The organism is Kitasatospora sp. GP30 (assembly GCF_029892145.1).
Classification (GTDB): domain Bacteria; phylum Actinomycetota; class Actinomycetes; order Streptomycetales; family Streptomycetaceae; genus Kitasatospora; species Kitasatospora acidiphila.
On the sequence record NZ_JARZAH010000007.1, the window covers coordinates 124,791 to 150,627 of the forward strand.

The window sequence follows — 25,837 nt, forward strand, 5'->3', positions numbered from 1 at the left end:
CGGCGCTCCGCGGTGGAGCGCCGGGCCCTCGGGCTCAGGCGTCGGCTCAGATCAGGCCGAGCTTGGCGACCTCGTCGCGCTCGGCGACCAGCTCGGCGACCGAGGCGTCGATCTTCGCGCGGGAGAAGTCGGAGATCTCCAGGCCCTGGACGATCTCGAACTTGCCGTCCTTGGTGGTGACGGGGAAGGACGAGATGATGCCCTCCGGCACGCCGTAGGAGCCGTCGGAGACGATGCCCATCGACGTCCAGTTGCCCTCGGCGGTGCCGTTGACCCAGGTGTGGACGTGGTCGATGGCGGCGTTGGCGGCCGAGGCGGCCGACGAGGCGCCGCGGACCTCGATGATCTCGGCGCCGCGCTTGGCGACCTTCGGGATGAAGAAGTCCTCGAGCCAGGCCTGGTCCGAGCCGACGGCCTCGAAGCCGTTCTTGCCGCCGATCTCGGCGTGGAACACGTCCGGGTACTGGGTGGCGGAGTGGTTGCCCCAGATGGTGACCTTCTTGACCTCGTCGACGGTCACGCCGGCCTTCTTGGCCAGCTGGGCGACGGCGCGGTTGTGGTCCAGGCGGGTCATCGCGGTGAAGCGCTCGGCCGGCACGTCGGGGGCGTTGCGCTGGGCGATCAGGGCGTTGGTGTTGGCCGGGTTGCCGACCACCAGGACCTTGATGTCGTCCGCGGCGTTGTCGTTGATGGCCTTGCCCTGCGGGCCGAAGATGCCGCCGTTGGCCGCGAGCAGGTCGCCGCGCTCCATGCCGGCGGTGCGCGGGCGGGCGCCGACCAGCAGGGCGACGTTGGTGCCGTCGAAGGCGGTGTTCAGCTGGTCGGTGATGGTGATGTCGCGCAGCAGCGGGAAGGCGCAGTCGTCCAGCTCCATCGCGACGCCCTCGGCGGCCTTGAGCGCCGGCGTGATCTCCAGCAGGCGCAGGTTCACCGGCACGTCAGCACCGAGCAGGTGGCCCGAGGCGATGCGGAACAGCAGCGCGTAGCCGATCTGGCCGGCCGCGCCGGTGACGGTGACGTTGACGGGGGTGCGAGTCATGGTTTCCTTCTCCAGGATCGCTGGCATGCCCCAGGCACGTCGGCGCGCTGGAGCCGAGGATGTTTTCTCTCGACATCGAGAGAACCGGCGTCAGGTTATCGCAAGGGCGGCCGACGGCGGTGCTTGGCGGCGTGGCTGGTGCGTCACAACGCGCCGTTCGTGACGACGGGTCGTTCGGCCCCGCCGCGCCGCCGGTGTCAGTGCTTGCTGCCGATCCAGCGGCCGAGGTCGTCCAGCGCGGGCAGCCGCAGCCACGGGTCCTGGGGGGCCATCAGGGCCAGCAGCACGATCACCAGGCCGAAGAAGAGCAGCACCGCCACATCGGTGAACCGGCTGCGCACCGCGAGCAGGCCGACCTCCGGCCGCGTCAGCCGCAGCAGCGCGCCGAGCAGGAACCCGGCGCCGACCACCAGCAGGCCGTAGCGGAAGTCCGACGCCCAGGTGACCAGCAGGCCGGCGCCGACCACGCCGGTCACCAGCGTTATCGGCCACTGGCGGATCGGCAGCGGGTGGCCGCGGTCGAGGGCCGCGCGGGAACCCTCCGGCGGGAGCGTCCCGGTGGTGGTGGAGGGCCGTCGGCGGGTGGACCTGCTCGTTCGTACCGCGCTCATGTGCTGTTCCCTGCTGCGCTGGCCTGGCCGTCGAGAGTCTGGGCAGTCATGTCCCCATCCTCCCGGATCGGCGGTGCTCCTCCGGATCCACGCGCGTAGCATAAGCCCGAATTGAAACGGAACGTGTTGATCCGATTGCGGTTGCGCCACAGTTGCGTGCGGACCCCGTCAATGTGCTGGACACCGCACATCACGCGATCGACCATAGGCGCGAGCACCAGTCAGGGGGAAGAGACCGTGAGCAATCCGCACCATCAGCACAGCCCGTGACCGCGCCGGCCCAGACCGCCCGGTCCGCGCCCGGGCCGCTCCGCACCCGTCTCGCCCACACCGCGCTGCGCTGCCTGCTGGCCGCGGCGGCGGCCGCCGGGGTCGCAGTCCTGCACGACGTGCACGACCCCGGGGTGCTCTGCCCGCTGCGCCGCTTCACGGGGATCCCGTGCCCGGTCTGCGGCAGCACCACGGTCTTCATCGAGGCCGGCCACGCACACTGGGCGGCCGCCCTGACGGCCAATCCGGTCACCGTGATCGCGGTGCTCGGCCTGCTCACGGCCCCGCTCGGCACCGGCGCCCGCTGGTGGTCGCTGACGAACCGTCGGCGCTCGGCGGTGATCGCCGCAGCCCTGGCCGTCGCCTGGGTCTGGCAGCTCAATCGCCTGGGCGTCCACCTGTCATGACGCTCCGCTAGTCTCACCCGCTGTCCCACCCGTCCCCGTACCACCGAAGTGCACGTCCGCCCGGAGGCTTTCCCGTGTCCTACCCGCCCGGCCCCAACAACCCCTACGGCCAGCCGCAGCAGCCTTACGGCATGCCGCAGCAGAGCCCGTACGACCAGCCTCCGGGTTACGGCTACCCGCAGCAGCAGGCGATGCCGCCCTACGGCTACGCGCAGCCGCAGCCCGCGTACGGCTACGCGCCGGTGCCGCCGCCGGTGTTGGCCAACTGGGGCTCCCGGGTGGGCGGCTGGTTCATCGACGCCCTGATCATCGGACTGCCGGTCGGCATCGGTTTCGTGGTGTCCCAGGTGACGGCGACGACCGTGACCACCCCGGGCTACTGCCCCCCGGACGCCCTTCCGAGCGACTGCATAGCCGGCACCTCCAGCAGCGTGCCCAGCAGCGGCGGCCTGGCCGTGCTGGCCATCTGCGCGCTGATCAGCCTCGCCCTGGGCATCTGGCAGCTGGTCAACGAGGGCAGCACCGGCCAGACCCTGGGCAAGAAGACGGTCGGCATCCGCCTGGTCCGCGAGCACGACGGGCGCCCGCTGGGCTTCGGCATGGCGTTCGTCCGCAAGCTCGCGCACTTCCTGGACAACTTCCTGTGCGGCCTGGGCTACTTCTGGCCGCTCTGGGACGACAAGAGCCAGTGCTTCGCCGACAAGGTCACCAGCAGCCTGGTGATCCGCGCCTAGTCGCGCTCAGCGCCTCCGGCAGCCGGGCCTCCGGCAGCCGGCCTTCCGCACCATCCATCCGTTCATGTGCAGGGGAACACCATGAGCAACCCGTACCAGCCGAACCTCGACCCGAACTACGCCTACACCCCGCAGCCGCCGGCCCCGGTGCTGGCCGGTTGGCCGCTGCGGTTCGCCTCCGGGCTGATCGACTTCGTCATCACCGCCGTCGTGGCGGGAATCGCCAGCCTGGCCAGTCAAGGCCTCGGCTACGTGGTCGAGTTGATCGTCCTGATCGTCTTCGGCGTGCTGGAGGGCACCCGCGCCCAGACGCCGGGCAAGATGGTGGTCGGGCTGCGCACCGTGCAGCTCGCCGACGGCAGCCTGCTCGGCGCCGGCCTGGGCATAGGCCGCCGCCTTCTGCACATCCTGGACACCATCGCCTGCTTCGTCGGCTACCTGTGGCCGCTGTGGGACGAGAAGCGGCAGACCTTCGCTGACAAGATCGTCAAGAGCGTGGTCGTCAAGGTCCAGTAACCGGGCGGCAGTTCAGACCGAAGGGCCGTGGGATCCGGTGATCCCACGGCCCTTCGTCAGCTCTGCTGGCGGTCAGTGGAAGAAGTGCCGGGTCCCGGTGAAGTACATGGTCACGCCGGCCGCCTTGGCCGCCTCGACCACCAGCTCGTCACGGATCGAACCGCCCGGCTGCACGATGGCCTTGACGCCGGCGGCGATCAGGACCTCCGGGCCGTCCGGGAACGGGAAGAAGGCGTCCGACGCCGCGTACGCCCCGGCGGCCCGCTCCCCGGCCCGCTCCACCGCGAGCTTGCAGGAGTCCACCCGGTTGACCTGGCCCATGCCGACGCCCACCGAGGCGCCGTCCTTGGCCAGCAGGATCGCGTTGGACTTGACGGACCGGCAGGCCCGCCAGGCGAACGCCAGCTCGGCCAGCTCGGCCTCGCTCAGCGCCTCGCCGGTGGCCAGCGTCCAGGTCGACGGGTCGTCACCGGGGGCGTCCACCCGGTCGACCTGCTGCAGCAGCAGACCGCCGCTGATCCGGCGGGCCTCCAGCCGCTCGCAGGGCGCCTGGGGGGCGCGCAGGATGCGCAGGTTCTTCTTCTTGGTCAGCACCTCGAGGGCGCCGTCCTCGTAGTCGGGGGCGACCAGCACCTCGGTGAAGATCGGGGCGATCTGCTCGGCCAGCGCGGCGGTGACCGGGCGGTTGACCGCGATCACACCGCCGTAGGCCGACACCGGGTCGCACTCGTGCGCCTTGCGGTGCGCCTCGACGACGTCCTGGCCGGTGGCGATGCCGCACGGGTTGGCGTGCTTGATGATGGCGACGGCCGGCTCGGCGTGGTCGTACGCGGCCCGGCGGGCGGCGTCGGTGTCCATGTAGTTGTTGTAGGACATCTCCTTGCCGTGCAGCTGCTCGGCGCCGGCCAGGCCACCGGTGCCGTCCAGGTAGAGCGCGGCCTGCTGGTGCGGGTTCTCGCCGTAGCGCAGCACGTTGCCGCGCTCCCAGGTGGCGCCGAGGAAGGCCGGGAACGCCTCTTCCGACTCGGTGTAGCCGGAGGTCTCGAACCACTGGGCCACCGCGACGTCGTAGGCGGCGGTGTGGGCGAAGGCGGCGGCCGCCAGGCGCTTGCGGGTCAGCAGGTCGAAGCCGCCCTCGTTGACCGCCTTCAGCACGTCCGAGTAGCGGGCCGGGTCGACCACCACGGCCACCGACGGGTGGTTCTTGGCGGCGGCGCGGACCATCGACGGGCCGCCGATGTCGATCTGCTCCACGCACTCGTCCGGGGTGGCGCCGGAGGCCACGGTGGCGGTGAACGGGTAGAGGTTCACCGCCACCAGGTCGAACGCCTCGACGCCGAGCTCGGCCAGCTGCGCGCGGTGCGACTCCAGGCGCAGGTCGGCGAGGATCCCGGCGTGCACCCGCGGGTGCAGGGTCTTGACCCGGCCGTCCAGGCACTCCGGGAACCCGGTCAGCTCGGAGACCTCGGTCACCGGCACCCCGGCGGCGGCGATCCGGCCGGCCGTGGAGCCGGTGGAGACGATCGCCACCCCGGCGGCGTGCAGGCCCTGGGCCAGCTCCTCCAGCCCGGTCTTGTCGTACACGCTGATCAGGGCGCGACGGATCGGGCGGACGTTCTCGGAGACGGGAGGGGTGGCGTTGGGAGCGGCGCTCATGCCGGGATCCGTACCTTTCGGTCTTCGATGCGGTGACCTTCGCGGGCCAGGCGGCCCACGACGTCGACGAGCAACTGGCGCTCGACGGTCTTGATGCGCTCGTGCAGCGCTTCGCCGCCATCGGCGTGGTCGGCATCGAGCACCTCGACGACGCCCTGCGCGATGATCGGCCCGGTGTCCACGCCGGCGTCGACCAGGTGGACGGTGCAGCCGGTGACCTTGACCCCGTAGGCGAGGGCGTCGGTGACGCCGTGGGCGCCGGGGAAGGCGGGCAGCAGGGCGGGGTGGGTGTTGACGATCCGGCCGCCGAAGGCGCCGATGAACCGCGGCCCGAGGAGCTTCATGAAGCCGGCCGTGACCACCAGGTCCGGCTGCCGCTCGGCGACGGAGGCGGTCAGCGCGGCGTCCCAGTCGGCCCGGTCCGTGAAGTCCTTGACCCGGTGGACGAAGGTGGGGATGCCCGCCCGCTCGGCGCGCTCCAGGCCGGCGATCGACTCCCGGTCGGCGCCCACCGCCACGATCTCGGCGCCGTACGCCGGATCGGCCACGGCCTCGATCAGGGCCTGCAGATTGGTCCCCGACCCGGACACCAGGACGACCAGCCGGGCCGGACGGCCGGACGGGGGCGGAAAGACGAGCGAGGATGCGGCGGCCACGGGCGCGGGTCTCCGTATGTCGGGTGCCGTCCGCTGGTACATCCACCCGGTGGTGGGGCCACTACGGACAGGCGAGAGTCGGCGGTCGTTGGGGGTCCCCCGGCCCAAGGCTGGGGGGAGGCTGCCGGGTACGGACGCTGCGCTGCGAGTCCCGGGAACCTGGGTGAGCTGCTGACCGTCACCACGATAACGGCTGGTTGAACGCGGGCTGTACCTGGGATTTGCTTGACGCGCGTAGACGGCAGCAGCTCCACTGGGGGTCTCCCCGGCCGAAGGCCGGGGGCGGATCCCGCCCGGCTCGTTCTACCGCTCCGAGCGCCCCGGCGCCCGGGCCCGACCCCGGCCAACGGCAGGCCGACCGCACGTGTGTCGACGGCTGCGGGATCATGGGTCGCGGCGCCCGCGCGCGGGGGCCACCAGACGGGCGGTGACGCCCCCCGACGATGAGGACTCGGACCGACATGAGCAGCGGCAACAGCAGCGACGAGCGCAACCCCTTCGCGCCGCCGCCCCAGGATGCCCCGGAGCAGCCGTGGCAGCCGCGTCTCCCGCAGCAGGCGGGCAACGCCGCGGGCGGTCGGGCCGACGGTGACGGCGAGGCCGGCGGGGAGCAGCCGGGCGGCGAGCCCGGCACCGGGCAGGGCCGCCCGCCGGTGCCGCCGCCGCACCCGTGGAGCCCCAACTGGCAGGGCGGCGGCGGTCCCGGCTGGCCGACCCCGCCGCAGGGGCCGCCGCAGCCGAAGTTCGACCCGACCGACCCGGTGCACCGGCGCGCCCGTTACGCGCTGACCAGCGGCATGGCGGCGCTGTTCAGCGGCCTCTACGGCCTGCAGGAGCTGGCCCTGCTGTTCGGGGCACTGGCGCTCTACTGGGGCGTCAGCGCGCTCCGGGCGGGCACCAAGGCGCCGGCCGCCACCGAGCCGGGCAACCCGCCCGCCACTCCCCCGGCCGGCTGGCCCTACGCCCAGCGCAGCCGCCCGCAGGTGCCCGCCGCCCTCGGCGGCCTGCTCACCGGCGGTGTGGCGGTGGCCCTGGTGCTGGGCTCCTTCCTGCTGCAGCTGGCCTACCAGCCCTACTACACCTGCGTGAACGACGCGCTCACCGTGCAGGCCTCGCAGAGCTGCGACAACCTGGCCCCGGCCTGGCTGGTGACCGCGACCAACCAGCAGAACTGACCCGGCGCCAGTCGGGCGCGGCATCCGGTCACCGCCCCGCCGTCGCCCACTCACCGTCCGCCTCCCCCGCGCTGGCCCGGCGCAGCGACCACCAGCGCACCGCCAGCGCCCCCGGGACGGCGAGCAGCAGGCACCACGCGGCGGCGGCCGGGCCGCAGGCGGCGGCCGGGCCGAGCCGCGCCATCCGCCCGGCGCCCAGCGCGCCGCCGGCCAGCCAGCCGGTCACCGTCACCGCCGCGGCCAGCAGCAGCGCGACCGCCGCCGCGGTGCGGGCCGTCGCGGCGTTCGTCCACGGCCCGTCCGCGTCCACGTCAGTGACGCCGGCGCCGTCCGCCGGCGCCGTCCCGGCTGCCGCGGCCGCCCGCCCCAGCAGCGCCGCCACCGTCAGGGCGGCCAGCACCGGCACCACCTGGGCCAGGTGCTGCCAGGCGGAGCCGGCCTCCGGGGCCAGCACCAGCAGCGGGAAGTCGGGCACCGCGCCGAGGTGTGCGCGGCCGGCGGCCACCAGGCTGTCGCCGCCCAGCCAGAAGCCCGGGCCGAGCGCGTAGCCGACCGCCCAGAGCGCCGCGTTGGGCAGCACCAGCAGGCAGCAGAGCAGCAGTTCCAGCTGCCCCGCGAGGCTGCCCGCGGCCACCTCGCGCACCACCACCTCGATGGCGACCGGGCGCAGCGCGGCGGCGACGGCCAGCAGCAGCACACCGCCGGCCAGCAGCACCAGCAGCCCGGCGCCGACCGTCGGCAGCACCACCCCCGCCGGCAGCGGGCGGCAGCACCGCCGCAGCCAGGCCGGCAACCGCTGCGGCGGCTCCTCAGCCTCCTCGGCCTCCTCCGACCCCTCCGACTCCTGCTGGACCGCCGCCGGCCGAGGTGCCAGCGGCCGGCGCCCCAGCCAGCCCACCAGCCGCGACCGGACCGCCCGCCACCAGGCGGGCCCGCCGCGGGCGCCCAGGCAGGCCGCCGACCAGACGAGCGCGGCGGCGGCCAGCAGATCGGGCAGCGGCTGGGCACGCAGCGCCCCGGCGCCGCGGCAGCCGAGCGCGACCGGCAGCGCGACCGCCAGGTAGCCGGCGCAGAGCGCACCGCAGGCGGCCGGGATGCGGCCGGGCGGCGCCTGGGCGGCGGCCCGCGCACCGGCCCGGGCGATCAGCAGCACGCAGGCCGCGGTGAGCGCCAGCGGGGTGATCGAGAGCGGTGCGCCGCCCGGTTCCCGGAGCAGCGGCCCACCGTGGGCGAGCAGCCAGACCGCGCCGGCCAGCCGCGCCGCGTCCAGGACGCCGTCCTGCGGCGGAGCCGAGAGCAGCCAGCAGCACAGCACCGGAACGCCGGTGGCGGCGAGTCCGAGCAGCGCCGCCGTGGCTCCGGCCGCGGCCGGCCCGCCGCCCGGCCGGGCACGTAGCCGACGTTCCGTCAGTAGCTGCGTCATGCCGTCATGGTCCACCCGGCACCCGTGGCAGCCCGTGCACCGGCCGTCGTGTCCCGGTTGGTCCGATGATCCGTCAAGGATCCGTCCGGCCCCGGACAGCAGTGCGCCCCGGACCGGTGATCCGGTCCGGGGCGCACTGGTGGTGCGTCAGCTGGTGACGTCAGCCGGCGAGCTTGCCGTAGAGCTCACGCGCCAGGCGCGCGGTCTCGGACGGGGTCTTGCCGACCGCCACGCCCGCGGCCTCCAGGGCCTCCTTCTTGGCGGCCGCGGTGCCCGAGGAGCCGGAGACGATGGCGCCGGCGTGGCCCATGGTCTTGCCCTCGGGGGCGGTGAAGCCCGCGACGTAGCCGACGACCGGCTTGGTCACGTTCGCCTTGATGAAGGCCGCGGCCCGCTCCTCGGCGTCGCCGCCGATCTCACCGATCATCACGATCAGCTTGGTCTCGGGGTCGGCCTCGAACGCGCGCAGCGCGTCGATGTGGGTGGTGCCGATGACCGGGTCGCCACCGATGCCGACGGCGGACGAGAAGCCCAGGTCACGCAGCTCGTACATCAGCTGGTAGGTCAGCGTGCCGGACTTGGAGACCAGGCCGATCGGGCCCGACTTGGTGATGTCGGCCGGGATGATGCCCGCGTTCGACTTCTCCGGGGAGATCAGGCCGGGGCAGTTCGGGCCGATGATCTGGGTCTTGTTGCCCTTCTCACCGGCGTAGGCCCAGAACGAGGCCGAGTCGTGCACCGGGACGCCCTCGGTGATCACCACGGCGAGCGGGATCTCGGCGTCGATCGCCTCGACCACGGCGCTCTTGGTGAACGCCGGCGGCACGAAGATGACGGTGACGTCGGCACCGGTCTTCTCGATGGCCTCGGCGACGGTGCCGAACACCGGCACCTCGGTGCCGTCCACGTCAACGGTGGTGCCGGCCTTGCGCGGGTTGACGCCACCCACGATCTTGGTGCCGGAGGCGAGCATGCGGCGGGTGTGCTTCATGCCCTCGGAGCCGGTCATGCCCTGGACGATGACCTTGCTGTCCTCGGTAAGGAAGATAGCCATGGTGTAAGTACCCTTCCTTACTTCGCGTTGGCCAGCTCGGCGGCGCGGTCGGCGGCGCCGTCCATGGTGTCCACCTGCTGCACCAGCGGGTGGTTGCGGTCGGTCAGGATCTTGCGACCCAGCTCCGCGTTGTTGCCGTCCAGGCGGACGACCAGCGGCTTGGTGACGGCCTCGCCCTTGCTCTCCAGGAGCTCCAGGGCCTGCACGATGCCGTTGGCGACCGCGTCACAGGCGGTGATGCCACCGAAGACGTTGACGAAGACCGACTTGACGTCGGCGTCGCCCAGGATGATCTCCAGGCCGTTGGCCATCACCTCGGCGGAGGCGCCGCCACCGATGTCGAGGAAGTTGGCCGGCTTGACGCCACCGTGGTTCTCACCGGCGTAGGCGACGACGTCCAGGGTGCTCATCACGAGACCGGCGCCGTTGCCGATGATGCCGACCTCGCCGTCCAGCTTGACGTAGTTGAGGCCCTTGGCCTTGGCGGCGGCCTCCAGCGGGTTGGCCGCGGCGTGGTCGACCAGCGCCTCGTGCTCCGGCTGGCGGAAGTCGGCGTTCTCGTCCAGCGAGACCTTGCCGTCGAGCGCGATGATCGTGCCGTCACCGGTCTTGACCAGCGGGTTGACCTCGACGAGGGTGGCGTCCTCCTTGATGAAGACGGTCCACAGCTTCTGCAGGACGTTGACGACCTGGTCCGCGATCTCGGCCGGGAACTTGGCGGCCGCCACGATCTCGCGGGCCTTGGCCTCGGTGCAGCCCTCGTTGGCGTCGACGGCGATCTTGGCGAGCGCCTCGGGGTTCTCCTCCGCGACGACCTCGATCTCGACGCCGCCCTCCTTGCTGGCCATCGCCAGGAAGGTGCGGTTGGCGCGGTCCAGCAGGAAGGAGACGTAGTACTCCTCCTTGATGTCCGCGGTCTGGGCCAGCATCACCTTGTGGACGGTGTGGCCCTTGATGTCCATACCGAGGATCGCCCCGGCCTTGGCGACGGCGTCGGCCGGGTCGGCGGCGAGCTTGACGCCACCGGCCTTGCCACGGCCACCGACCTTCACCTGAGCCTTGACGACGGCGCGGCCGCCGAAGCGCTCGGCGATCGCGGCAGCGTCCTCGGCCTTCTCGATGACCTCGCCGTCCAGCACGGGCACGCCGTGCTTGGCGAAGAGGTCCCTCGCCTGGTACTCGAACAGGTCCACGTGTGTTCGTCCTTGTTCGTGGTCGCGGATTGTGTCTCTACGAGCGTGCCACGGCAGGATCTTCGCTGCGGGTCGTCGGGGCAATGCGGGTACGCAGAGATACGGCCTTGCGGCCCACACAGCCACGGGCGCACACGTCAATCAACACGCGCGTCACGTCCGTCTGGCAGGTTATCCCCGTGGGGCGGGACTCCTTCACCCGGGATGGTTCCGTCCATGGTGAGAACCGTCACAACGAGTGTCCCTCGGCGAGCGCGCGGCCTTCCAGGGCGGCGGCCATCACCTCGGGAAACGCGTCCGGGGTGCAGGCGAAGGCCCGCACCCCGAGTGCGGCCAGCGCGGCGGCCTGCCCGTGGTCATGGGCCGGGGCGCCCTCGTCGGAGAGCGCGAGCAGCACCAGCACCCGCACGCCCGCCGCGGTCAGCGCGGCCACCCGGCGCAGCATCCCGTCCGGGGCACCGCCCTCGTAGAGGTCGCTGATCAACACCAGCACGGTGTCCGCCGGGCGGGTGATCCTGGACTGGCAGTACGCCAGCGCGCGGTCGATGTCGGTGCCGCCGCCGAGCCGGGTGGCGAACAGCAGGTCGACCGGGTCGTCCAGGTGCTCGGTCAGGTCGACCACCGAGGTGTCGAACACCACCAGCCGCGTGGCCAGTGCCGGCATCGAGGCCAGCACCGCGCCGAACACCGCCGCGTGCACCACCGAGGGGGCCATCGAACCGGACTGGTCGACGCAGAGCACCACCTCCTTGCCGGCGGCCCGGCGGGCTCGGGCGTAGCCGACCAAGCGCTCGGGCACCACCGTGCGCCGCTCGGGCAGGTAGTGCTTCAGGTTCGCCCGAACGGTGCGGTTCCAGTCGATGTCGCGCGGGCGCGGGCGGCTGCTGCGGGCGCTGCGGTCCAGCGCGCCGGTCAGCACCGCCCTGGTCCGGTCGGCCAGCCGCCGCTCCAGCTCGGCCACCACCGCGGCCACCACCCGGCGGGCGCTGTGGCGGGTGGTCTCGGGCAGCGCCTGCTTCAGCGCCAGCAGGGTGGCGACCAGCCGGACGTCCGGCTCGACGGCGGCCAGCATCTCCGGCTCCAGCAGCAGCCGGTCCAGGCCGAGCCGGGTGATCGCGTCCTGCTGCAGCAGCCGCACCACGCCGGCCGGGAAGTAGCTGCGGATGTCGCCCAGCCAGCGGGCCACCTGCGGAGCGCTGCCGCCCAGGCCGGCGGTGCGGCGGCCCCCGGGCTCGCCGGCGGACGGCGGCTGCGCGCGGTAGAGGGCGGCCAGGGCACGGTCGATGGCGGCGTCCCGGCCGGTCGGCGTCCATCCCGTGCTCTCCGCGTCCGCGCCGAGCACCAGCCGCCAGCGGCGCAGCCGCTGCTCGTCGTCGGGGATGGTCACGTGCTGCTCCTGTGGGTGGCGGGTCAGGCGGCGCGGCGGTCGCTCTGCCGGGGGATCCATGGGCGGACGGGCGGCGGGGTCGGCCCGCCCGGGGTACCGGGTCGGGGCCGCAGCAGCCGGAGCACGGTGGCCATGCCGGCGGCGGCACGCCGCTCGTCCACCGGCGGGGCGGCCGGGGCCGGGGCTGCGTCGCCGAGCGGACCGGCGGCGACCCTGGCCCCGACGGCGCGCCGCACACCCGTCTCCAGGCCGGCGAAGGTGCGCCGCAGCAGCGGGAGCAGCTCGATGAACGCGTCCTCGGGCACCTCGGCCAGCCAGTCGTCCAGCAGCGCGAGCAGCCGCGGATCGTGCAGCAGCAGGGCGCCGCCGCCGGCCAGGAAGCCCTCCACCCAGCCCGCGGCATCGCTCGGGGCGCCGGCCCGGGACAGCGCGAGGCGCAGCCGCTGGCCGGCCGCCGCCGAGTCCAGTCGCCCGTCGTCCAGCAGCAGCCGCACCGCGCGGCCGCGGAGCAGGCCGGGCACGCCGGTGGCGGGCCCGGCGGTCGGCTCGCGCCGGCTCAGCCCGGCCAGCGCGGCGGCCCAGCGGTCCGCCACGGACCGGTCGGCGGGTCCGGCGAGCAGCCCGACGGCGGTGTGCACGGCGTCGATCCGCTGCCGCATGGCGGTGGCGCCCTCGGCGTCCAGTCCGATGCAGGCGGGGGCCAGGCCGACGCGGATCCGGTCGGCCAGACTCCTGGCCACACCGTCCAGGGCGCGGGCGTCGGTGCCGCGGACGTCGCCGTAGCGCAGCGCGCGGACCAGGGCGGGCAGGGCGTCGGCGAGGTGTGCGGTGTCGGTGTCCAGGGCGGCGCGGTCGGCGAGCGCGCGCAGCACGGCGGGCAGGGCCTCGGGCAGCGCGGCGACCAGGCACTGCTCGGCCAGCCGGGTGAGGTCGGCGAGCCGCTCGGCCCGCGCGGCCTGCTCGGTCACCTTGGCGGCGGCGGCCGCGGCCACGGTGGTGCCCCAGGCGGCGGCCTCCACCACCCGGACCGCGAACTCCGGGTCCCAGCGCAGCCGCCAGCTCTCCCGGAAGGTGCCGGTGGACCGTCCCTGACCGGTGGTCTCGGTGCCCCAGCCCAGGCCGAGCAGCCGGAGCCGGTGCAGCAGCCGGGAGCGGCCGGCGTCCAGCTCCTTGCGCAGGTCCAGGACGAGTTCGCGCTCCTCGGGCTCCGGTCGCAGCCGCAGCGAGCGCTGCAGCCGGGTGAGGTCGCGCTGCAGCGGCACGGTCGGGGTGTCGGCGGGCACCGTGCCGAGCGCCTCGCCCACCACCAGCCGGTCGTGCACCAGGGCCAGCGCCACCTCGGAACCGTCGCAGAGCACCGCGCGCACCGCCTCCGTGGTCTCGGCCAGCCCGGCGACGGGCCGGCCGCGCAGGGCGGCCAGGGTCTCGGCGAGCCGGACCGCCTCGATCACCTGCGCCGGGGAGACCGGGTGGTCGGCGGCCCGCAGCAGCTCGGCGGCGCGGGCCAGCCAGCCGGCCAGGGCGCGCTCCGGCCGGCTCCCGGCGCTCTCGAACAGGTGCTGGTACCAGCCCGGCGACTCGATGCCGGCGCCGTAGCCGGTGTGCTGGGCCAGGCGGCGATGGGTCCACGGCACCCAGGTGATCTCGGTCCGCGCCTTCTTCGGCAGGCCGGCCAGCAGCGCCCGGTCGGCGGTCGCACTGCCCGGGTCGCCGGCCTTGGAGAGCGCCGGAACGTGCCAGGCGCCGCAGACCACCGCGATCCGCCGGTGGCCCGCCCGGCGGGCGGCGCGCAGCTGCTGGCGCATGAACGCCTCGCGCAGCTGCTCGCGCCGCCCGGCGGGGGCGACCCCGGGCGAACCCGGGGTCCCCACCGGATCGTCGAACCGCAGGGCGGTCATCGCCTCGGCCACCGCGTGGAACGGGGCGAGCGGGTCCTCCCCCGGGACCTGGTGCTCGACCACGTCCTCCCACCAGGCCTCCGAATCGGCCCGGCCGGCCGCGGCGGCCAGTCGGACGATCGGATCAACCACCCTGCCGTCACCGTGACTTGACGTCATATCGGCCTGGTCCAGTGCGAAGCCGGTGGCGGCCGGCAGGTCGATGAACCGCACCGGGACGCCGGTGTCCAGCGCGTGCCGGATCGCCACCCACTCCGGTGAGAACGCGGCGAACGGCCAGAACGCCGCACGCGCCGGTTCGTCCACCGCGTGCGCCAGCAGCGCGACCGGCGGCACCATCTCCTCCCGCCCCGCCAGGGCGATGATCGGATCGGCCTCCGGGGGCCCTTCCACCAGCACCGCGTCCGGCCGCAGGGCGGTCAGCGCCGCCGCCACCGCGCGGGCCGAGCCGGGCCCGTGGTGGCGCACTCCGAGCAGGGTCACCTCGCCAGTCATCTTCGTGTTCCTTTCCCCCTGTTTTCATTGCTCGGTCGATGCCTCGGCCGTTGTGCCGGTCTCCCCGGCCGTTGAGCCGATCTCCTCGGCGTTGATCGACCGAACGATCGGCCATTGATCGCCCCACTCAGCGGCCGTTCATCCACCCGTTCATCCACCCGTTGTCCGCGCCGTTCAGCCGAACGGTTCGCAGACCGCTCAGCCGGACATTTCGCGGGCCGCCCGGTAGAAGTCCTGCCAGCCGTCCCGGTCGCGGAGCACCCCCTCCAGGTACTCGCGCCACACCGCCTGGTCGGTCGTCCGGTCGCGAACCACCGCACCCAGCACCCCGGTTGCCACATCGGCCGGGCGCAGTACGCCGTCACCGAAGTGCGCGGCGAGCGCGAGTCCGTTGGTGACCACCGAGATCGCCTCGGCGGTGGAGAGGGTGCCGGTCGGGGTCCGGACCTTGGTCCGGCCGTCGATGGTCAGGCCGTCGCGCAGCTCGCGGAAGACCGTCACCACCCGTCGGATCTCCTGCGCACCGCCCGGCAGCTCGGGCAGCTCCAGGGCGCGGCCGAGCTGCCCTACCCGCCGGCTGACGATCTCGACCTCGTCGTCGAGCGTCGCCGGCAGCGGCAGGACCACCGTGTTGAAACGGCGGCGCAGCGCACTGGAGATTTCTTGCACGCCGCGGTCGCGATCGTTGGCGGTGGCGATCAGGTTGAACCCGCGGACAGCCTGAGTCTCGCCGCTCAACTCCGGTATCGGCAACGTCTTTTCCGACAGCACGGTGATCAGGCTGTCCTGTACGTCGGCCGGCATCCGGGTCAGCTCCTCGACCCTGGCGATCTTGCCGTCGGCCATCGCGCGGAGCACCGGCGAGGGCACCAGCGCGGCCCGGCTCGGACCGTTCGCCAGCAACTGGGCGTAGTTCCAGCCGTACCGCACGGCCTCCTCGGCGGTACCGGCGGTGCCCTGGACCAGCAGCGTGGAATCGCCGCTGATCGCGGCGGCCAGATGCTCGGACACCCAGGTCTTGGCCGTCCCCGGCACCCCGAGCAGCAGCAGCGCCCGATCGGTGGCCAGCGTGCTCACCGCCACCTCGACGATCCGCCGCGGCCCCACGTACTTCGGCGTCACCACGGTGCCGTCCGGCAGCCGGGCGCCCAGCAGGTAGTCGGCCACCGCCCACGGCGAGAGCCGCCACCCCGGCGGCCGCGGCCGATCGTCCCGCGCGGCCAGCGCCGCCAACTCCCCGGCGAACGCCTCCTCCGCATGGGCTCTCAGGACCGGTGCGCTGGTCTTCTCATCACTCATTCGAGGGCTCCTTCTCGTCGCCCGACACGGCAGGCACGGGTGCCCGGGGTCGGTGGGTGGCAGGGAGCATCACCGCAGGTGGCAGCCGGTGACGCGGTCGCCGCGACCGGCCTGCGAGAACCACTCTGCACGCAGGGACTGACAATCGACGGCCCAGAAGCGGCCCGCCTCTACCATGAAGTCGGGCTAGAGGAGGCGCGGAGATGACCGCCATGGTGACCACCAACGCACACGATCTGGTACGCCTGCTCGAATCGATCCCCGAGCTGGACGCCTACCGCGTCGAGCTCATCGACGGAAAGATCGTGATGCTCCCGTCCGCTGCCCCGTTCCACAACTTCATCCGACTCAACGTCGGCTCCCAGTTCCTTCAACACGACTGGTACGGGATGGTCGAGCAGGCGCTGGTCTCCCCTGAGGCCTCGTTCGAGCCGAAGCCGGACATCGCCGTCACCACCCACGAGTTGGGCGCCGACAACCTCAGCCCGTTCCCCGCCGAGCGGGTCGCCATCACCGTCGAGATCGTCTCCACCGACCGCGACGGCGACTACGCCAAGAAGCGCCTCTGGTACGCCATCAGCGGCATCCCCCTCTACGTGGTCATCGATCCCGACGACGGAATCTGGGAGCTGCACTCCGGCGCCCGCGGCGGCGACTACCGGACCGTCCAGCACGGCCGGTTCGGCGAGCCCATCGAGCTGCCCGAGCCCTTCGCCTTCCCCCTCGACACCTCCGCCTTCAAGGTCTATCCGCCCACGCCGCCGCGCTGATCCGCTGTCAGTCCCCGGCCCTAACGTTCCCCTCATGGACGAACGTTGGAGCACCGAGCAGGTCCGCTCGCTCGCGTCCGACGCCGCCGTGCTGCGGGCCGCCGAGCGGCTGGCCGAGCCGGGGCCCTGGGTCGGGGCGGGCGCCGGGCGGGGGGCGGTCTGGGGGCTGTGCCGGGGCGGCGGGAGCAGCCCGTACCGGGTGGTGGTCGAGCCGGCCGGGTTCGACTGGCAGTGCGGGTGCCCCGGGCGGCAGCGCCCCTGCCAGCACGTGCTGGGCCTGCTGCTGCTGTGGAGCGCGAGCCCCGAGGCGGTGCCCGGCGGCGCCGAGCCGCCCGGCTGGGCGGCCTGCCGGCTGGCCGAGCGCGTGCAGAGCCCCGTGCAGAGCCCCGTGCAGAGCGCCACCCCCGCCGACCCGGTCGCCGCCGCGCGCCGTGCCGAGCGGCGGGCCGCCCGGGTGGCGGCCGGCGCCCAGGAGCTGCGGCTGCGGCTCGCCGACCGGATCCGGCGCGGCCTGGCCGACCCGGGCACCGCGGGCGAGTGGGGCGAGGTGGCCGCCCGGATGGTCGACGCGCAGGCCCCCGGCCTGGCCGCCGGTGCCCGCGAGCTGGCCGGGTTGACGGGGGACCAGCAGCTGGCCGGCATCGCCCTGCTGGACCTGCTGGCCGCCGCCTACCAGCGGGTCGACGAGCTGCCCGAGCCGCTGGCCGCCACGGTGCGCACCCGGGTCGGCTTCACCACCGACTCCGCCGAGCTGCTGGCCGGCCGGACGGTCCGCGACCGCTGGCTGGTGCTCGGCAGTCAGGACCTGTCCGAGGAGCGGCTGACGCAGCGCCGGATCTGGCTGCGCGGCACCAAGACCGGCCATCCCGCGCTGCTGCTCTCCTACGCCCCGCCCGGCCGGCTGCCCGAGCTGGCGCTGCCCGTCGGCCGGGTGCTGGAGGCCGAGTTGGCCTACTACCCGGCCGCCGCCCCGCTGCGCGCGGTGCTCGGCGCCTCCTACGGGACGCCCGAGCCCGGCCCGCTCGACCCGCCGCCCGGCTGCCGCCTCGCCGATGCCGCCGCCGACTACGGCGAGGCGGTCGCCGCCGATCCTTGGCAGGCCGCCTGGCCGGTGGTGCTGTCGGAGGCGGTGCCGGCGCCCGGCCCCCAAGGCTGGCTGCTGACGGACGGTCAGCACGCCCTGCCGCTGCACCCGGACACCCCGGAGGCCGCCCGCTGGCTGCTCGCGGCGGTCTCCGGCGGGCACCCGGTCACCGTCTTCGGCGAGTGCGGCCACCAGGGGTTCCGTCCGATCACGGGGTGGGACGACGCCGGCCGGCCGGCCAGCCTCACGACGGCGACGGGAGCACCCGTATGACCGGCGACACCGCCGCCGACCACTGGTCCGCCCTGCTCGGCGCCGCCCTGCTCGGCACCGACCGCCGCCCCCTGCCACCCCCCGCCGGCCCGCCCGCGTACCGCGCGGCGACCGCCGAGCTGGCCGGCCCGGACCAGGCCACCGCCCTGCTGGAGCAGGCGGCGCTGGCCACCGTGCGCCGCCGGGCCGGGCTGCTGCCGCTGCCCGCGCCGGCCGAGCTGCCCGGGCCCGCCGCCCCGGACCCGCGCCCGGAGTTGCCCGATGCCGCCGCCCGCCGGCTCACCGTGCTGCTGGCCGGCCGCAGCGCCGGTCCCGCCAACCTCGCCGAGCTGCTGCCGCAGTGGCTGGCCGAGGCCCGCAGCCGCGGCTACCGGCCGCCCGCCGCGCTGGTGCCGGGGCTGCTGGAGGCGGCGCGGGCCCGCAACGAAGTACGGGCGGACGCGGTGGCGCTGGCCGGGCCGCTGGGCCGCTGGCTGGCCGAGCGGAACCCGCAGTGGCGGTTCGTGCTGCGCACCACCGCCGCCGAGTCGCCCACCGATGCCGACCGGATCTGGCAGGACGGCCTGTTCGCCGAGCGGGTCACCCATCTGACCAGGCTGCGCCGTCGCGATCCGGCCGCGGCGCTGGCGCTGCTGACCGGCAGTTGGGCCCGGGAGCGGGCCGAGGACCGGCTGCTCTTCCTGGACGCGCTGCAGGAGGGCCTGAGCCTGGCCGACGAGCCGTTCCTGGAGGCCGCGTTGGACGATCGCAGCAAGAACGTCCGGGCCACCGCCGCCGAGCTGCTGGCCGGCCTGCCGGCCTCCGCGCTGGGCCGTCGGATGGCACAACGGGCCCTGGCCGCCGTCGAGTTGGCGCCGGACGGCAGCCGGCTGCTGGTCACCCCGCCGGGCGAGGTCACGGCGGCGATGCGGCGCGACGGCGTGGCGTCCGACTCCCCGACCGGGCGCGGCGAGCAGGCCTGGCGGCTGGGCGAGGTGCTGGCCGCGACCCCGCTCGACACCTGGACCGAGACCTTCGACTTGACGCCGACTCAGCTGCTGGCGCTGCCGGCGGCCGATGCCGCGGACGGCGGCACGCTGTGGCGCGAGGAGCTCCACGAGGCCTGGGCCCGGGCCGCGGTGCGCCAGCGCGACACCGGCTGGGCCCGGGTGCTGCTCGGCCCGCCGCCCCGGGCCGACCGCCCGGTTCGCGGTGCGGGCGCGCCCTCCCCCAGTCTTCGGCCGGGTGGGCCTTCGCGGCTGCTCGCGGTGCTGCCACCCGCCGAACGGGCCGGCTGGACCGCCGCGTTCCTGCGCAGCCACGGGCTGGGGGACGCCTTCCAGCTGCTCGGAGCCTGTGCCACCCCGTGGACGCCGCCGCTGTCCACCGCGGTGGTGGCGGCCCTGGAGCGGGCCGCGGCCTCCGGCGCCTACCCGTGGAGCCACAGCGGGGTGCTCGGCCTGACCGAGCGCTCGCTGGCGCCCGCGACCGCGCCGGCCGTGGCCGCGCTGGCGGCCGACGCCGCTCCCGACACCGCCTGGGCCGAGACCTTCGACCGGCTGGCCCGGACCTTGCGGTTCCGGGCCGCGATGCTCGCGGAGCTGGCCGGCCCGGCGGCACCGGGGTGACGCCGGGCCCAGGGTGGCTCAGCTCGCCTGACGCAGGTTGGCCTCGACCCAGGCCACCACGGCACTGGTGGGCGTACCGGGGGTGAAGATGTCCGCCACGCCCATGGCCTTCAGCTCGGCGATGTCGGCCTCGGGGATGATCCCGCCGCAGAACACCTTGATGTCGGCCGCGTCGCGCTCCTTGAGCAGCTCGATCACCCGGGCGCAGAGCGTCATGTGGGCGCCGGAGAGGATGGACAGGCCGATGCCGTCCGCGTCCTCCTGGATCGCGGTGTCCACCACCTGCTCGGGCGTCTGGTGCAGGCCGGTGTAGATCACCTCCATGCCGGCGTCGCGCAGCGCGCGAGCGATCACCTTGGCGCCACGGTCGTGGCCGTCGAGCCCCGGCTTGGCGACCACGACCCGGATCGGGCCAGACACACCCATCACTGCCTCCACGTTAACCAGCAATAACCGACCTGAGGGGAGGTTAGCGCCCACGCCACCAGGTCCACCGGTCCCGGGCCAAAGTGATGAAAAAATCACAGCCCGGGACCCTCGAACGGGTCCCGGGCCGTGATGGCGCGTCGTCAGGTCCGACGGCTCAGAGCTTCTCCACCGGTGCGTAGCGCAGCAGCAGCACCTTGCGGCCCGCCGTGCCGAAGTCGATGGTGGCCTTGGCCTTGTCGCCGCTGCCGGCCACCTCGGCGACCGTACCGAGGCCGAACTTGTCGTGGCTGACCCGGTCGCCGACGGCCAGGCCGACCACCTCGCGCTCTGTCACCGTGCGCGCCGACCGGCCCCAGCCGGCCTTCGGCCCGGCCGTGCTGCTCAGGCCGCCGGAGCCGCTCGAGCCGCTGCGCGAGCCGCCCATGGAGAGGCTGCGGGTGGGCGGCGTGGCGGCCGCGCCGGTGCGCTTCCACTCCACCAGGTCGGTCGGGATCTCCTCCAGGAACCGGGAGGCCGGGTTGTAGGCGGGCTGGCCCCAGGCGCTGCGCAGCACCGAGCGGGTCAGGTAGAGCCGGTTGCGGGCCCGGGTCAGGCCGACGTAGGCCAGTCGCCGCTCCTCCTCCAGCTCCTTGACCTGGCTGAGCGCCCGCATGTGCGGGAAGATCCCGTCCTCCATACCGGTGAGGAAGACCACCGGGAACTCCAGGCCCTTGGCGGTGTGCAGGGTCATCATGGTGATGACGCCCTGCCCCTCCTCGTCGTCCGGGATCTGATCGGAGTCGGCGACCAGCGCCACCCGCTCCAGGAAGTCGGCCAGCGAGCCGACCGGCGGTGCGCCCTCCTCGCCGGCATCCGGCCGCTCGCCCGGGTCCTGCTCGTATTCGAGCGCGACCGAGGCCAGCTCCTGGAGGTTCTCGATCCGGGTCTCGTCCTGCGGATCGGTGGAGGCCTGCAGCTCGGCCAGGTAGCCGGTCTCCTCGAACACGGCCTCCAGGATCGCGGCCGGTCCGGCGCCGGAGTCCACCACCTGGCGCAACGAGGCCAGCAGCGCGTTGAACTTCTTCACCGCGTTGGCGGAGCGGGCGGCCATCCCGTAGGCCTCGTCGACCCGCAGCAGCGCCTGGGCGAAGGAGATCCGCTCCCGCGCGGACAGCGCCTCGATCATCGCCTCGGCCCGGTCGCCGATGCCGCGCTTGGGCACGTTGAGGATCCGGCGCAGCGGCACGGTGTCCTCCGGGTTGGCCAGCACTCGCAGGTAGGCCAGCACGTCGCGGACCTCCTTGCGCTCGTAGAAGCGCACCCCGCCGACCACCTTGTAGGGCAGGCCGACCCGGATGAACACCTCCTCGAAGACCCGGGACTGCGCGTTGGTCCGGTAGAAGATCGCCACATCGCCGGGCCGGGCGTCGCCCGCGTCGGTGAGCCGGTCGATCTCGTCGGCGATGAACTGGGCCTCGCCGTGCTCGTCGTCGGCGACGTAGCCGACCACCTTCTCGCCGTGGTCGCCGGCCGTCCAGAGCTTCTTCTCGCGGCGGTTGGCGTTGCGCTCGATCACCGCGTTGGCGGCCGACAGGATGGTCTGGGTGGAGCGGTAGTTCTGCTCCAGCAGGATGGTGACGGCGTCCGGGTAGTCCACCTCGAACTGGAGGATGTTGCGGATGGTGGCGCCGCGGAAGGCGTAGATCGACTGGTCGGCGTCACCCACCACGCACAGCTCGGCGGGCGGCAGCTCCGACAGCCCGGCCTGCGCCGGGTTGACGAACTCACCGTCCACAGTGCGCTTGGGCGCGCTGCCGACGGCGCCGCCGGTCAGCTCGCGGATCAGCATGTACTGGGCGTGGTTGGTGTCCTGGTACTCGTCGACCAGGATGTGCCGGAACCGCCGCCGGTAGTGCTCCGCCGCGTCCGGGAAGGCCTGCAGCAGGTTGACCGTGGTCATGATGATGTCGTCGAAGTCCAGCGCGTTGGCCTCGCGCAGCCGGGCCTGGTAGAGCGCGTACGCCTCGGCGAGCTTGCGCTCCATCGGGTTGGCCGCCTGGGCCGCGTAGCTCTCGTGGTCGATCAGCTCGTTCTTGAGGTTGGAGACCTTGGCGCTGAACGACTTCGGCGGGAACTGCTTGGGGTCGAGGTCGAGGTCCCGGCAGACCAGGGACATCAGCCGCTGCGAATCGGCCGAGTCGTAGATCGAGAAGCTGGAGGTGAAACCCAGCCGCTTGCTCTCCCGGCGCAGGATCCGCACGCAGGCGCTGTGGAAGGTGGCCACCCACATCGAGCGGGCCCGCGGACCGACCAGCTGCTCGACGCGCTCGCGCATCTCGCCGGCCGCCTTGTTGGTGAAGGTGATCGCCAGGATCTCCCCCGGGTGCGCGCCGCGGGCGGCGAGCAGGTAGGCGATCCGGTGGGTGAGCACCCGGGTCTTGCCGGAGCCGGCGCCGGCCACGATGAGCAGCGGGGAGCCCGCGTGCAGCACTGCCTCGCGCTGCGGGTCGTTCATCCCCGCCAGCAGCTGCACCGGGTCGACCACGGTGCGGTGCGCCCCGTTGCGGTGGTAGGCGTCGCGCTCCGCCTGGGCGGCGTAGTCGGTGTGGAAGAGATCAGCGGGGATCTCTTCCTCGTAGCCGCCCCCGTCGTACCCGTAGTCCGCCTCGGGCGGCGGCTCCTCGGCGAAGTCCATGGGCGTCGTCGCATCGGCGGGCTTGGCCTCGAAGGGCTCGAAGCCGGGCAGCGGGAGGTCGTCAAAGAGACTAGTCATGGCTCTTCGAGTCTATGGCCCGCCGCCGACAACCCAGGCCGGTTCGACGATCCGGCCCGGGCCGACGGCGGTGAAACGGGGGTTGACCTGCGGTCAGCGCTCCAGCAGGGTGACCACGGCGTTCGGCACCTGGGTCACCGTCCTCTTGGGGAAGGCCGAGGTGAGCACCTTCTTCTCCTCGGGTGAGAAGCCGTTGAACGGGTCCCACCAGCCGATCGTCACCACCCAGACCCGCTTGGTGTCCCCGAGGCAGGCGGCCAGGTCGGTGCACATCTGCGGGTACAGGTCGCCGCGGTCGATCGCGCTCGTGGCGACGAAGACGTCCTTCAGCTTGTCCTGCTGCGGCAGGTAGAAGTCCACCGCGGAGACCACCCCCGAGAGGATGGCGTTCCCGTTGCGCAGCGGCACCAGGCCGTCACCCGGCTGGTAGCCCTTGGCGATGACCGCCGCGGCGGCGGCCCCGTCCCATTCGGTGTGGGAGAACTTCTGGCGCAGGGCCAGCTGCTCGTGGCTCCCGAGCAGCAGCACCAGGATCAGGCCGCCGGCCGTCAGCGCCCTGGGACGCAGCGCGGTCAGGCCGGCGCCGGCCAGCACCGCCCAGGCGGGCAGGGTGAAGAGCATGTAGCGGTCGATGAAGTACGAGGTCTGGCCCTGCGAGATGATCCAGAGCAGCGCGATCGGCAGCACCGCGACGAGGCCGAGCTCCACCGCGTGGCGCCGGCCGCGCGTCCAGGCCAGCGGGAGCACCGCCAGCGCGAGCATGCCCAGGCTGACCGCCTGGGAGCCGTAGAGCCCGTGCCAGAACACGGTCGGGACGTCCTCCAGGCTGGGCTTGGCGAGCCAGTTGAGCTGGCGCCCCACCTGCTTCTGGCCCTCCAGGACCAGCGGCACCAGCGGCAGGAGTCCGGCCAGCACGGCGGCCGGGAAGCCGATCAGCAGCCGCTTGTCACGGGTGGTCCACCAGCGCCAGGCGGTGATCAAGGCGTGCGGTGCCAGGAAGACCAGCGCGATCATGTGGAAGCTGCCGGCACCGAGCAGGGCCACCGTGTAGAGCACCCAGGGCCAGGTGGTGGGCCGCTCCAGCGCACGCATCAGCAGGTAGGTCGCCGCCGCGGCGAAGAACACCACGAAGGCGTAGCCGCGGACCTCCTGCGCGTAGCGCGAGACCGAGGGGATCAGCGCGAACAGCACACCGGCGACCAGGCCGGTCCTGGCGCCGAACAGCTTGCGGCCGGTCAGCGCCACGAAGGCGGCCGCCCCGGCCATCGCCAGCACCGTGGGGATCCGGATGACCAGCAGCGAGTGCCCGAACGCCGCCGTCCAGTAGTGGATCAGGTAGTAGTAGAGGCCGGTGACCGCGTCGACGTGCTGCAGCATGTCGTACAGCTGGTGCGGCGACCGGTTGGCGGCGTTCCAGGTCGCCAGTTCGTCGGCCCACAGCAACGGCGTGTCGGCCTTGTACAGACCGAGGCCCAGGGTCAGCAGGGCCGGCCAGAGCCAGACCAGCGATCCGGCCCGCACCAGCATGGTGCCGAACCGATTCGCCGCTCTCGCATGCGTGTCGCCCTCGACGGCCGCTCCGCTTGACGTGGCGGAGCTACTGGTCGCGCTGACGCTCATTGTGAGCCAACCTCCGGCGGTTGCGTTTGATCGATCGGACTGAGGGCAGTGGCGTGCTCAGCCCGGATGTGTTCGCCGACGAGCAGGCACGGTAAATCGAGAGCCTAGTGCGCGTAGTGCCGCCCTCGACGGCCGGTGGAGACCGTGGAGCGCCAGAGCTGGACGCAGGAGACCACCGCGGCGATCAGCAGCAGTCCGTTCCGGGCCACCAGCAGGGTACGGAGTCCGGTGTCGCCCCAGAGGAGCTGCTTCCAGAACAGCGGGTACTCGACGGTGGTCAGCGCCGTCGCGGCCGTCACCAGGGCCACCACCCAGCGCTGGGTGGTGGACCGGTAGCTCAGGCAGACCGCGGCGACCCCGATCAACCAGATGCAGTACTGCGGGCTGATCACCCGGCTCGTGACCACGAACACCAGCAGTGCGGCTATCGCGGCGTCGGCCGGGGTCGAGTCGGTGAACCGCTTGGCCGCCAGCAGCCGCCAGGCCAGCAGCAGGCAGAGGCCCAGCACGCTGAGCCCCAGCATGATCTTGGACAGGGTCTCCGAACTCGGTGTGATGATCTCCATCGAGCCGTAGCGGTACTTGATCTCACCCTGGTGGTAGCCGTACTTCTGGGCCAGCAGGATGATGCTGCCCGGCAGCGACTCGATCTCGATGCCGCGGCCGCCCTGCCCGTGCAGGAAGCCGAACGGCGCCTTGAACAGGGCGGCGACGATCCCGGTCAGCGCGATCGCCGAGGCGACGAAGCCGATCACCGCCTGCCGCAGGCCGCGGCCCCGCGAGGCGCCGAGCACGGCGAACGCCGGCCAGAGCTTGATCGTGGCACCGATCGCCGCGAAGCCGCCGCCCAGCCAGGAGCGCCGCTCCAGGCACAGCAGACCGAGCACCGCGAAGATCGTGACCAGCATGTCGAAGTGCACGTACGGCTGCGTCAGCATCAGCGGCAGGCCCAGCAGCCAGATCGCGGAGCCCGCCAGCGAACGGCCGGGACGGGTGCCGTGCCGCAGCAGCGCGCACATCACCACGAGGTCGGAGATCAGGACGACCACCAGGAAGGCCCGCACGTAGTCGAGGCCGCCCGGCACCAGGTAGGGCGCGAGGAAGACGCCGGCCGCACCCGGCGGGTACTGCCAGGTCGGGTCGCCCGTCGGGAAGCTTCCGGTGCGCAGGATCTCGGCCCAGGGCTGGTAGAAGAGGTGCGGCTCACTGTTGGCGGCGTCCGTCGAGGAGAACAGTGTCATCACTGTGACGAACCGCGAACAGGCCCAGTAGCCGAGCTGCGACAGCACCCTCGGCGACCAGGTCCCCGGCTGCTTGAGGGAGAACGGCGGAGGTGGCGGTATGCTGCTGGCGCCGGACACGTCGCGCGCGGCCGCCCGGGCCCCAGCGCTCCCAGTGATGTCCGACATGATGCTCCGTCATCGCGAGTGTCGCGGAGGCACGAGTACGCGTCCCCGCCTGAGCCTTCCCGCACCGTGCAACACACATG

21 protein-coding genes are annotated in these 25,837 nt (G+C 73.3%); 7 read left to right on the top strand and 14 right to left on the bottom strand.

The window, feature by feature from the left end; all coding sequences use genetic code 11:
- Window positions 1-46: 46 nt before the first annotated feature.
- Together P3T35_RS13860 and P3T35_RS13865 are read right to left on the bottom strand one after the other, a co-directional pair.
- On the bottom strand, window positions 47-1,039 hold the full coding sequence (locus P3T35_RS13860; protein ID WP_101381458.1) for a malate dehydrogenase: 993 nt from the start codon (window positions 1,037-1,039) through the stop codon (window positions 47-49).
- Window positions 1,040-1,236: 197 nt separating this feature from the next.
- On the bottom strand, window positions 1,237-1,650 hold the full coding sequence (locus P3T35_RS13865; RefSeq protein WP_101381457.1) for a DUF3017 domain-containing protein: 414 nt from the start codon (window positions 1,648-1,650) through the stop codon (window positions 1,237-1,239).
- Between the two features lie 266 nt (window positions 1,651-1,916).
- Here P3T35_RS13865 and P3T35_RS13870 point away from each other — a divergent pair, with 266 nt between their 5' ends.
- The 3 genes from P3T35_RS13870 to P3T35_RS13880 all read left to right on the top strand — a co-directional run bounded on the left by P3T35_RS13870 (window position 1,917) and on the right by P3T35_RS13880 (window position 3,577).
- On the top strand, window positions 1,917-2,327 hold the full coding sequence (locus P3T35_RS13870; protein WP_180356539.1) for a DUF2752 domain-containing protein: 411 nt from the start codon (window positions 1,917-1,919) through the stop codon (window positions 2,325-2,327).
- 74 nt (window positions 2,328-2,401) lie between these two features.
- Window positions 2,402-3,061: an RDD family protein gene (locus tag P3T35_RS13875; RefSeq protein WP_180356538.1), complete on the top strand. Its 660-nt coding sequence runs from the start codon at window positions 2,402-2,404 to the stop codon at window positions 3,059-3,061.
- 81 nt (window positions 3,062-3,142) lie between these two features.
- Window positions 3,143-3,577, top strand: coding sequence for an RDD family protein (locus P3T35_RS13880; RefSeq protein WP_101381456.1), 435 nt, complete (start codon window positions 3,143-3,145; stop codon window positions 3,575-3,577).
- Window positions 3,578-3,649: 72 nt separating this feature from the next.
- Here P3T35_RS13880 and purH read toward each other — a convergent pair whose 3' ends face one another.
- Together purH and purN are read right to left on the bottom strand one after the other, a co-directional pair.
- Window positions 3,650-5,233, bottom strand: a complete 1,584-nt coding sequence (purH, locus tag P3T35_RS13885) for a bifunctional phosphoribosylaminoimidazolecarboxamide formyltransferase/IMP cyclohydrolase (protein WP_101381455.1) — start codon at window positions 5,231-5,233, stop codon at window positions 3,650-3,652.
- Entirely contained in the window at window positions 5,230-5,889 is a 660-nt protein-coding gene (gene purN / locus P3T35_RS13890) for a phosphoribosylglycinamide formyltransferase (protein ID WP_280706097.1), read from the bottom strand. Before purN ends, purH begins: the two co-directional genes overlap by 4 nt.
- Before the next feature lie 461 nt (window positions 5,890-6,350).
- Between purN and P3T35_RS13895 the strand changes: the two genes are divergently transcribed.
- Window positions 6,351-7,064: a hypothetical protein gene (locus tag P3T35_RS13895; protein ID WP_101381453.1), complete on the top strand. Its 714-nt coding sequence runs from the start codon at window positions 6,351-6,353 to the stop codon at window positions 7,062-7,064.
- Between the two features lie 28 nt (window positions 7,065-7,092).
- Here the strand turns inward: P3T35_RS13895 and P3T35_RS13900 are convergent, their stop codons facing one another.
- The 6 genes from P3T35_RS13900 to P3T35_RS13925 form a co-directional block, all read right to left on the bottom strand.
- Window positions 7,093-8,487, bottom strand: a complete 1,395-nt coding sequence (locus P3T35_RS13900; RefSeq protein WP_101381452.1) for a DUF6350 family protein — start codon at window positions 8,485-8,487, stop codon at window positions 7,093-7,095.
- A 160-nt stretch (window positions 8,488-8,647) separates the two neighbouring features.
- On the bottom strand, window positions 8,648-9,541 hold the full coding sequence (sucD, locus tag P3T35_RS13905) for a succinate--CoA ligase subunit alpha (protein ID WP_101381451.1): 894 nt from the start codon (window positions 9,539-9,541) through the stop codon (window positions 8,648-8,650).
- Between the two features lie 17 nt (window positions 9,542-9,558).
- Window positions 9,559-10,734: an ADP-forming succinate--CoA ligase subunit beta gene (sucC, locus tag P3T35_RS13910; protein ID WP_101381450.1), complete on the bottom strand. Its 1,176-nt coding sequence runs from the start codon at window positions 10,732-10,734 to the stop codon at window positions 9,559-9,561.
- A 229-nt stretch (window positions 10,735-10,963) separates the two neighbouring features.
- A complete protein-coding gene (locus tag P3T35_RS13915; protein WP_280706102.1) occupies window positions 10,964-12,121 on the bottom strand; it encodes a VWA domain-containing protein in 1,158 nt (385 codons plus the stop codon).
- Between the two features lie 23 nt (window positions 12,122-12,144).
- Window positions 12,145-14,514, bottom strand: a complete 2,370-nt coding sequence (locus tag P3T35_RS13920) for a DUF5682 family protein (protein ID WP_180356537.1) — start codon at window positions 14,512-14,514, stop codon at window positions 12,145-12,147.
- 198 nt (window positions 14,515-14,712) lie between these two features.
- Window positions 14,713-15,813, bottom strand: coding sequence for an AAA family ATPase (locus P3T35_RS13925; RefSeq protein WP_101381448.1), 1,101 nt, complete (start codon window positions 15,811-15,813; stop codon window positions 14,713-14,715).
- Window positions 15,814-16,016: 203 nt separating this feature from the next.
- On the opposite strand from P3T35_RS13925, the gene P3T35_RS13930 reads away from it, so the two are divergent.
- Genes P3T35_RS13930 through P3T35_RS13940 form a run of 3 tightly spaced genes read left to right on the top strand, consistent with a single transcriptional unit; the run spans window position 16,017 to window position 19,547 of the window.
- Window positions 16,017-16,583, top strand: a complete 567-nt coding sequence (locus P3T35_RS13930; RefSeq protein ID WP_101381447.1) for a Uma2 family endonuclease — start codon at window positions 16,017-16,019, stop codon at window positions 16,581-16,583.
- Between the two features lie 34 nt (window positions 16,584-16,617).
- Window positions 16,618-17,940 (top strand): SWIM zinc finger family protein, encoded by a 1,323-nt coding sequence (locus P3T35_RS13935; RefSeq protein ID WP_101381446.1) that lies wholly within the window; start codon window positions 16,618-16,620, stop codon window positions 17,938-17,940.
- A complete protein-coding gene (locus P3T35_RS13940; protein ID WP_101381445.1) occupies window positions 17,937-19,547 on the top strand; it encodes a DUF5691 domain-containing protein in 1,611 nt (536 codons plus the stop codon). The genes P3T35_RS13935 and P3T35_RS13940 overlap by 4 nt, the downstream gene beginning before the upstream one ends.
- Before the next feature lie 18 nt (window positions 19,548-19,565).
- Here P3T35_RS13940 and P3T35_RS13945 read toward each other — a convergent pair whose 3' ends face one another.
- The 4 genes from P3T35_RS13945 to P3T35_RS13960 form a co-directional block, all read right to left on the bottom strand.
- Window positions 19,566-19,973 carry a cobalamin B12-binding domain-containing protein gene (locus tag P3T35_RS13945; RefSeq protein ID WP_101381444.1) on the bottom strand — a complete coding sequence of 136 codons (408 nt, stop codon included), beginning with the start codon at window positions 19,971-19,973 and terminating at the stop codon, window positions 19,566-19,568.
- 157 nt (window positions 19,974-20,130) lie between these two features.
- Window positions 20,131-22,728, bottom strand: coding sequence for a DNA helicase PcrA (gene pcrA, locus P3T35_RS13950; protein WP_280706109.1), 2,598 nt, complete (start codon window positions 22,726-22,728; stop codon window positions 20,131-20,133).
- 93 nt (window positions 22,729-22,821) lie between these two features.
- Complete coding sequence (locus P3T35_RS13955; protein ID WP_101381443.1) at window positions 22,822-24,348, bottom strand: glycosyltransferase family 39 protein; 1,527 nt, start codon at window positions 24,346-24,348, stop codon at window positions 22,822-22,824.
- A gap of 104 nt (window positions 24,349-24,452) precedes the next feature.
- Window positions 24,453-25,757 carry a glycosyltransferase family 87 protein gene (locus tag P3T35_RS13960; protein ID WP_101381442.1) on the bottom strand — a complete coding sequence of 435 codons (1,305 nt, stop codon included), beginning with the start codon at window positions 25,755-25,757 and terminating at the stop codon, window positions 24,453-24,455.
- Between the last annotated feature and the right edge of the window lie 80 nt (window positions 25,758-25,837).

Excerpts from the sequence above, each read along its gene's own strand:
- P3T35_RS13960 (WP_101381442.1), bottom strand. The coding sequence starts at position 25,757 with ATGTCGGACATCACTGGGAGCGCTGGGGCCCGGGCGGCCGCGCGCGAC.
- P3T35_RS13955 (WP_101381443.1), bottom strand. The coding sequence starts at position 24,348 with ATGAGCGTCAGCGCGACCAGTAGCTCCGCCACGTCAAGCGGAGCGGCC.
- sucD (WP_101381451.1), bottom strand. The coding sequence starts at position 9,541 with ATGGCTATCTTCCTTACCGAGGACAGCAAGGTCATCGTCCAGGGCATG.
- P3T35_RS13880 (WP_101381456.1), top strand. The coding sequence starts at position 3,143 with ATGAGCAACCCGTACCAGCCGAACCTCGACCCGAACTACGCCTACACC.
- pcrA (WP_280706109.1), bottom strand. The coding sequence starts at position 22,728 with ATGACTAGTCTCTTTGACGACCTCCCGCTGCCCGGCTTCGAGCCCTTC.
- P3T35_RS13895 (WP_101381453.1), top strand. The coding sequence starts at position 6,351 with ATGAGCAGCGGCAACAGCAGCGACGAGCGCAACCCCTTCGCGCCGCCG.
- P3T35_RS13865 (WP_101381457.1), bottom strand. The coding sequence starts at position 1,650 with ATGAGCGCGGTACGAACGAGCAGGTCCACCCGCCGACGGCCCTCCACC.
- purH (WP_101381455.1), bottom strand. The coding sequence starts at position 5,233 with ATGAGCGCCGCTCCCAACGCCACCCCTCCCGTCTCCGAGAACGTCCGC.
- P3T35_RS13920 (WP_180356537.1), bottom strand. The coding sequence starts at position 14,514 with ATGACTGGCGAGGTGACCCTGCTCGGAGTGCGCCACCACGGGCCCGGC.
- P3T35_RS13930 (WP_101381447.1), top strand. The coding sequence starts at position 16,017 with ATGACCGCCATGGTGACCACCAACGCACACGATCTGGTACGCCTGCTC.
- P3T35_RS13945 (WP_101381444.1), bottom strand. The coding sequence starts at position 19,973 with ATGGGTGTGTCTGGCCCGATCCGGGTCGTGGTCGCCAAGCCGGGGCTC.
- P3T35_RS13925 (WP_101381448.1), bottom strand. The coding sequence starts at position 15,813 with ATGAGTGATGAGAAGACCAGCGCACCGGTCCTGAGAGCCCATGCGGAG.
- P3T35_RS13935 (WP_101381446.1), top strand. The coding sequence starts at position 16,618 with ATGGACGAACGTTGGAGCACCGAGCAGGTCCGCTCGCTCGCGTCCGAC.
- P3T35_RS13900 (WP_101381452.1), bottom strand. The coding sequence starts at position 8,487 with ATGACGCAGCTACTGACGGAACGTCGGCTACGTGCCCGGCCGGGCGGC.
- P3T35_RS13940 (WP_101381445.1), top strand. The coding sequence starts at position 17,937 with ATGACCGGCGACACCGCCGCCGACCACTGGTCCGCCCTGCTCGGCGCC.
- P3T35_RS13860 (WP_101381458.1), bottom strand. The coding sequence starts at position 1,039 with ATGACTCGCACCCCCGTCAACGTCACCGTCACCGGCGCGGCCGGCCAG.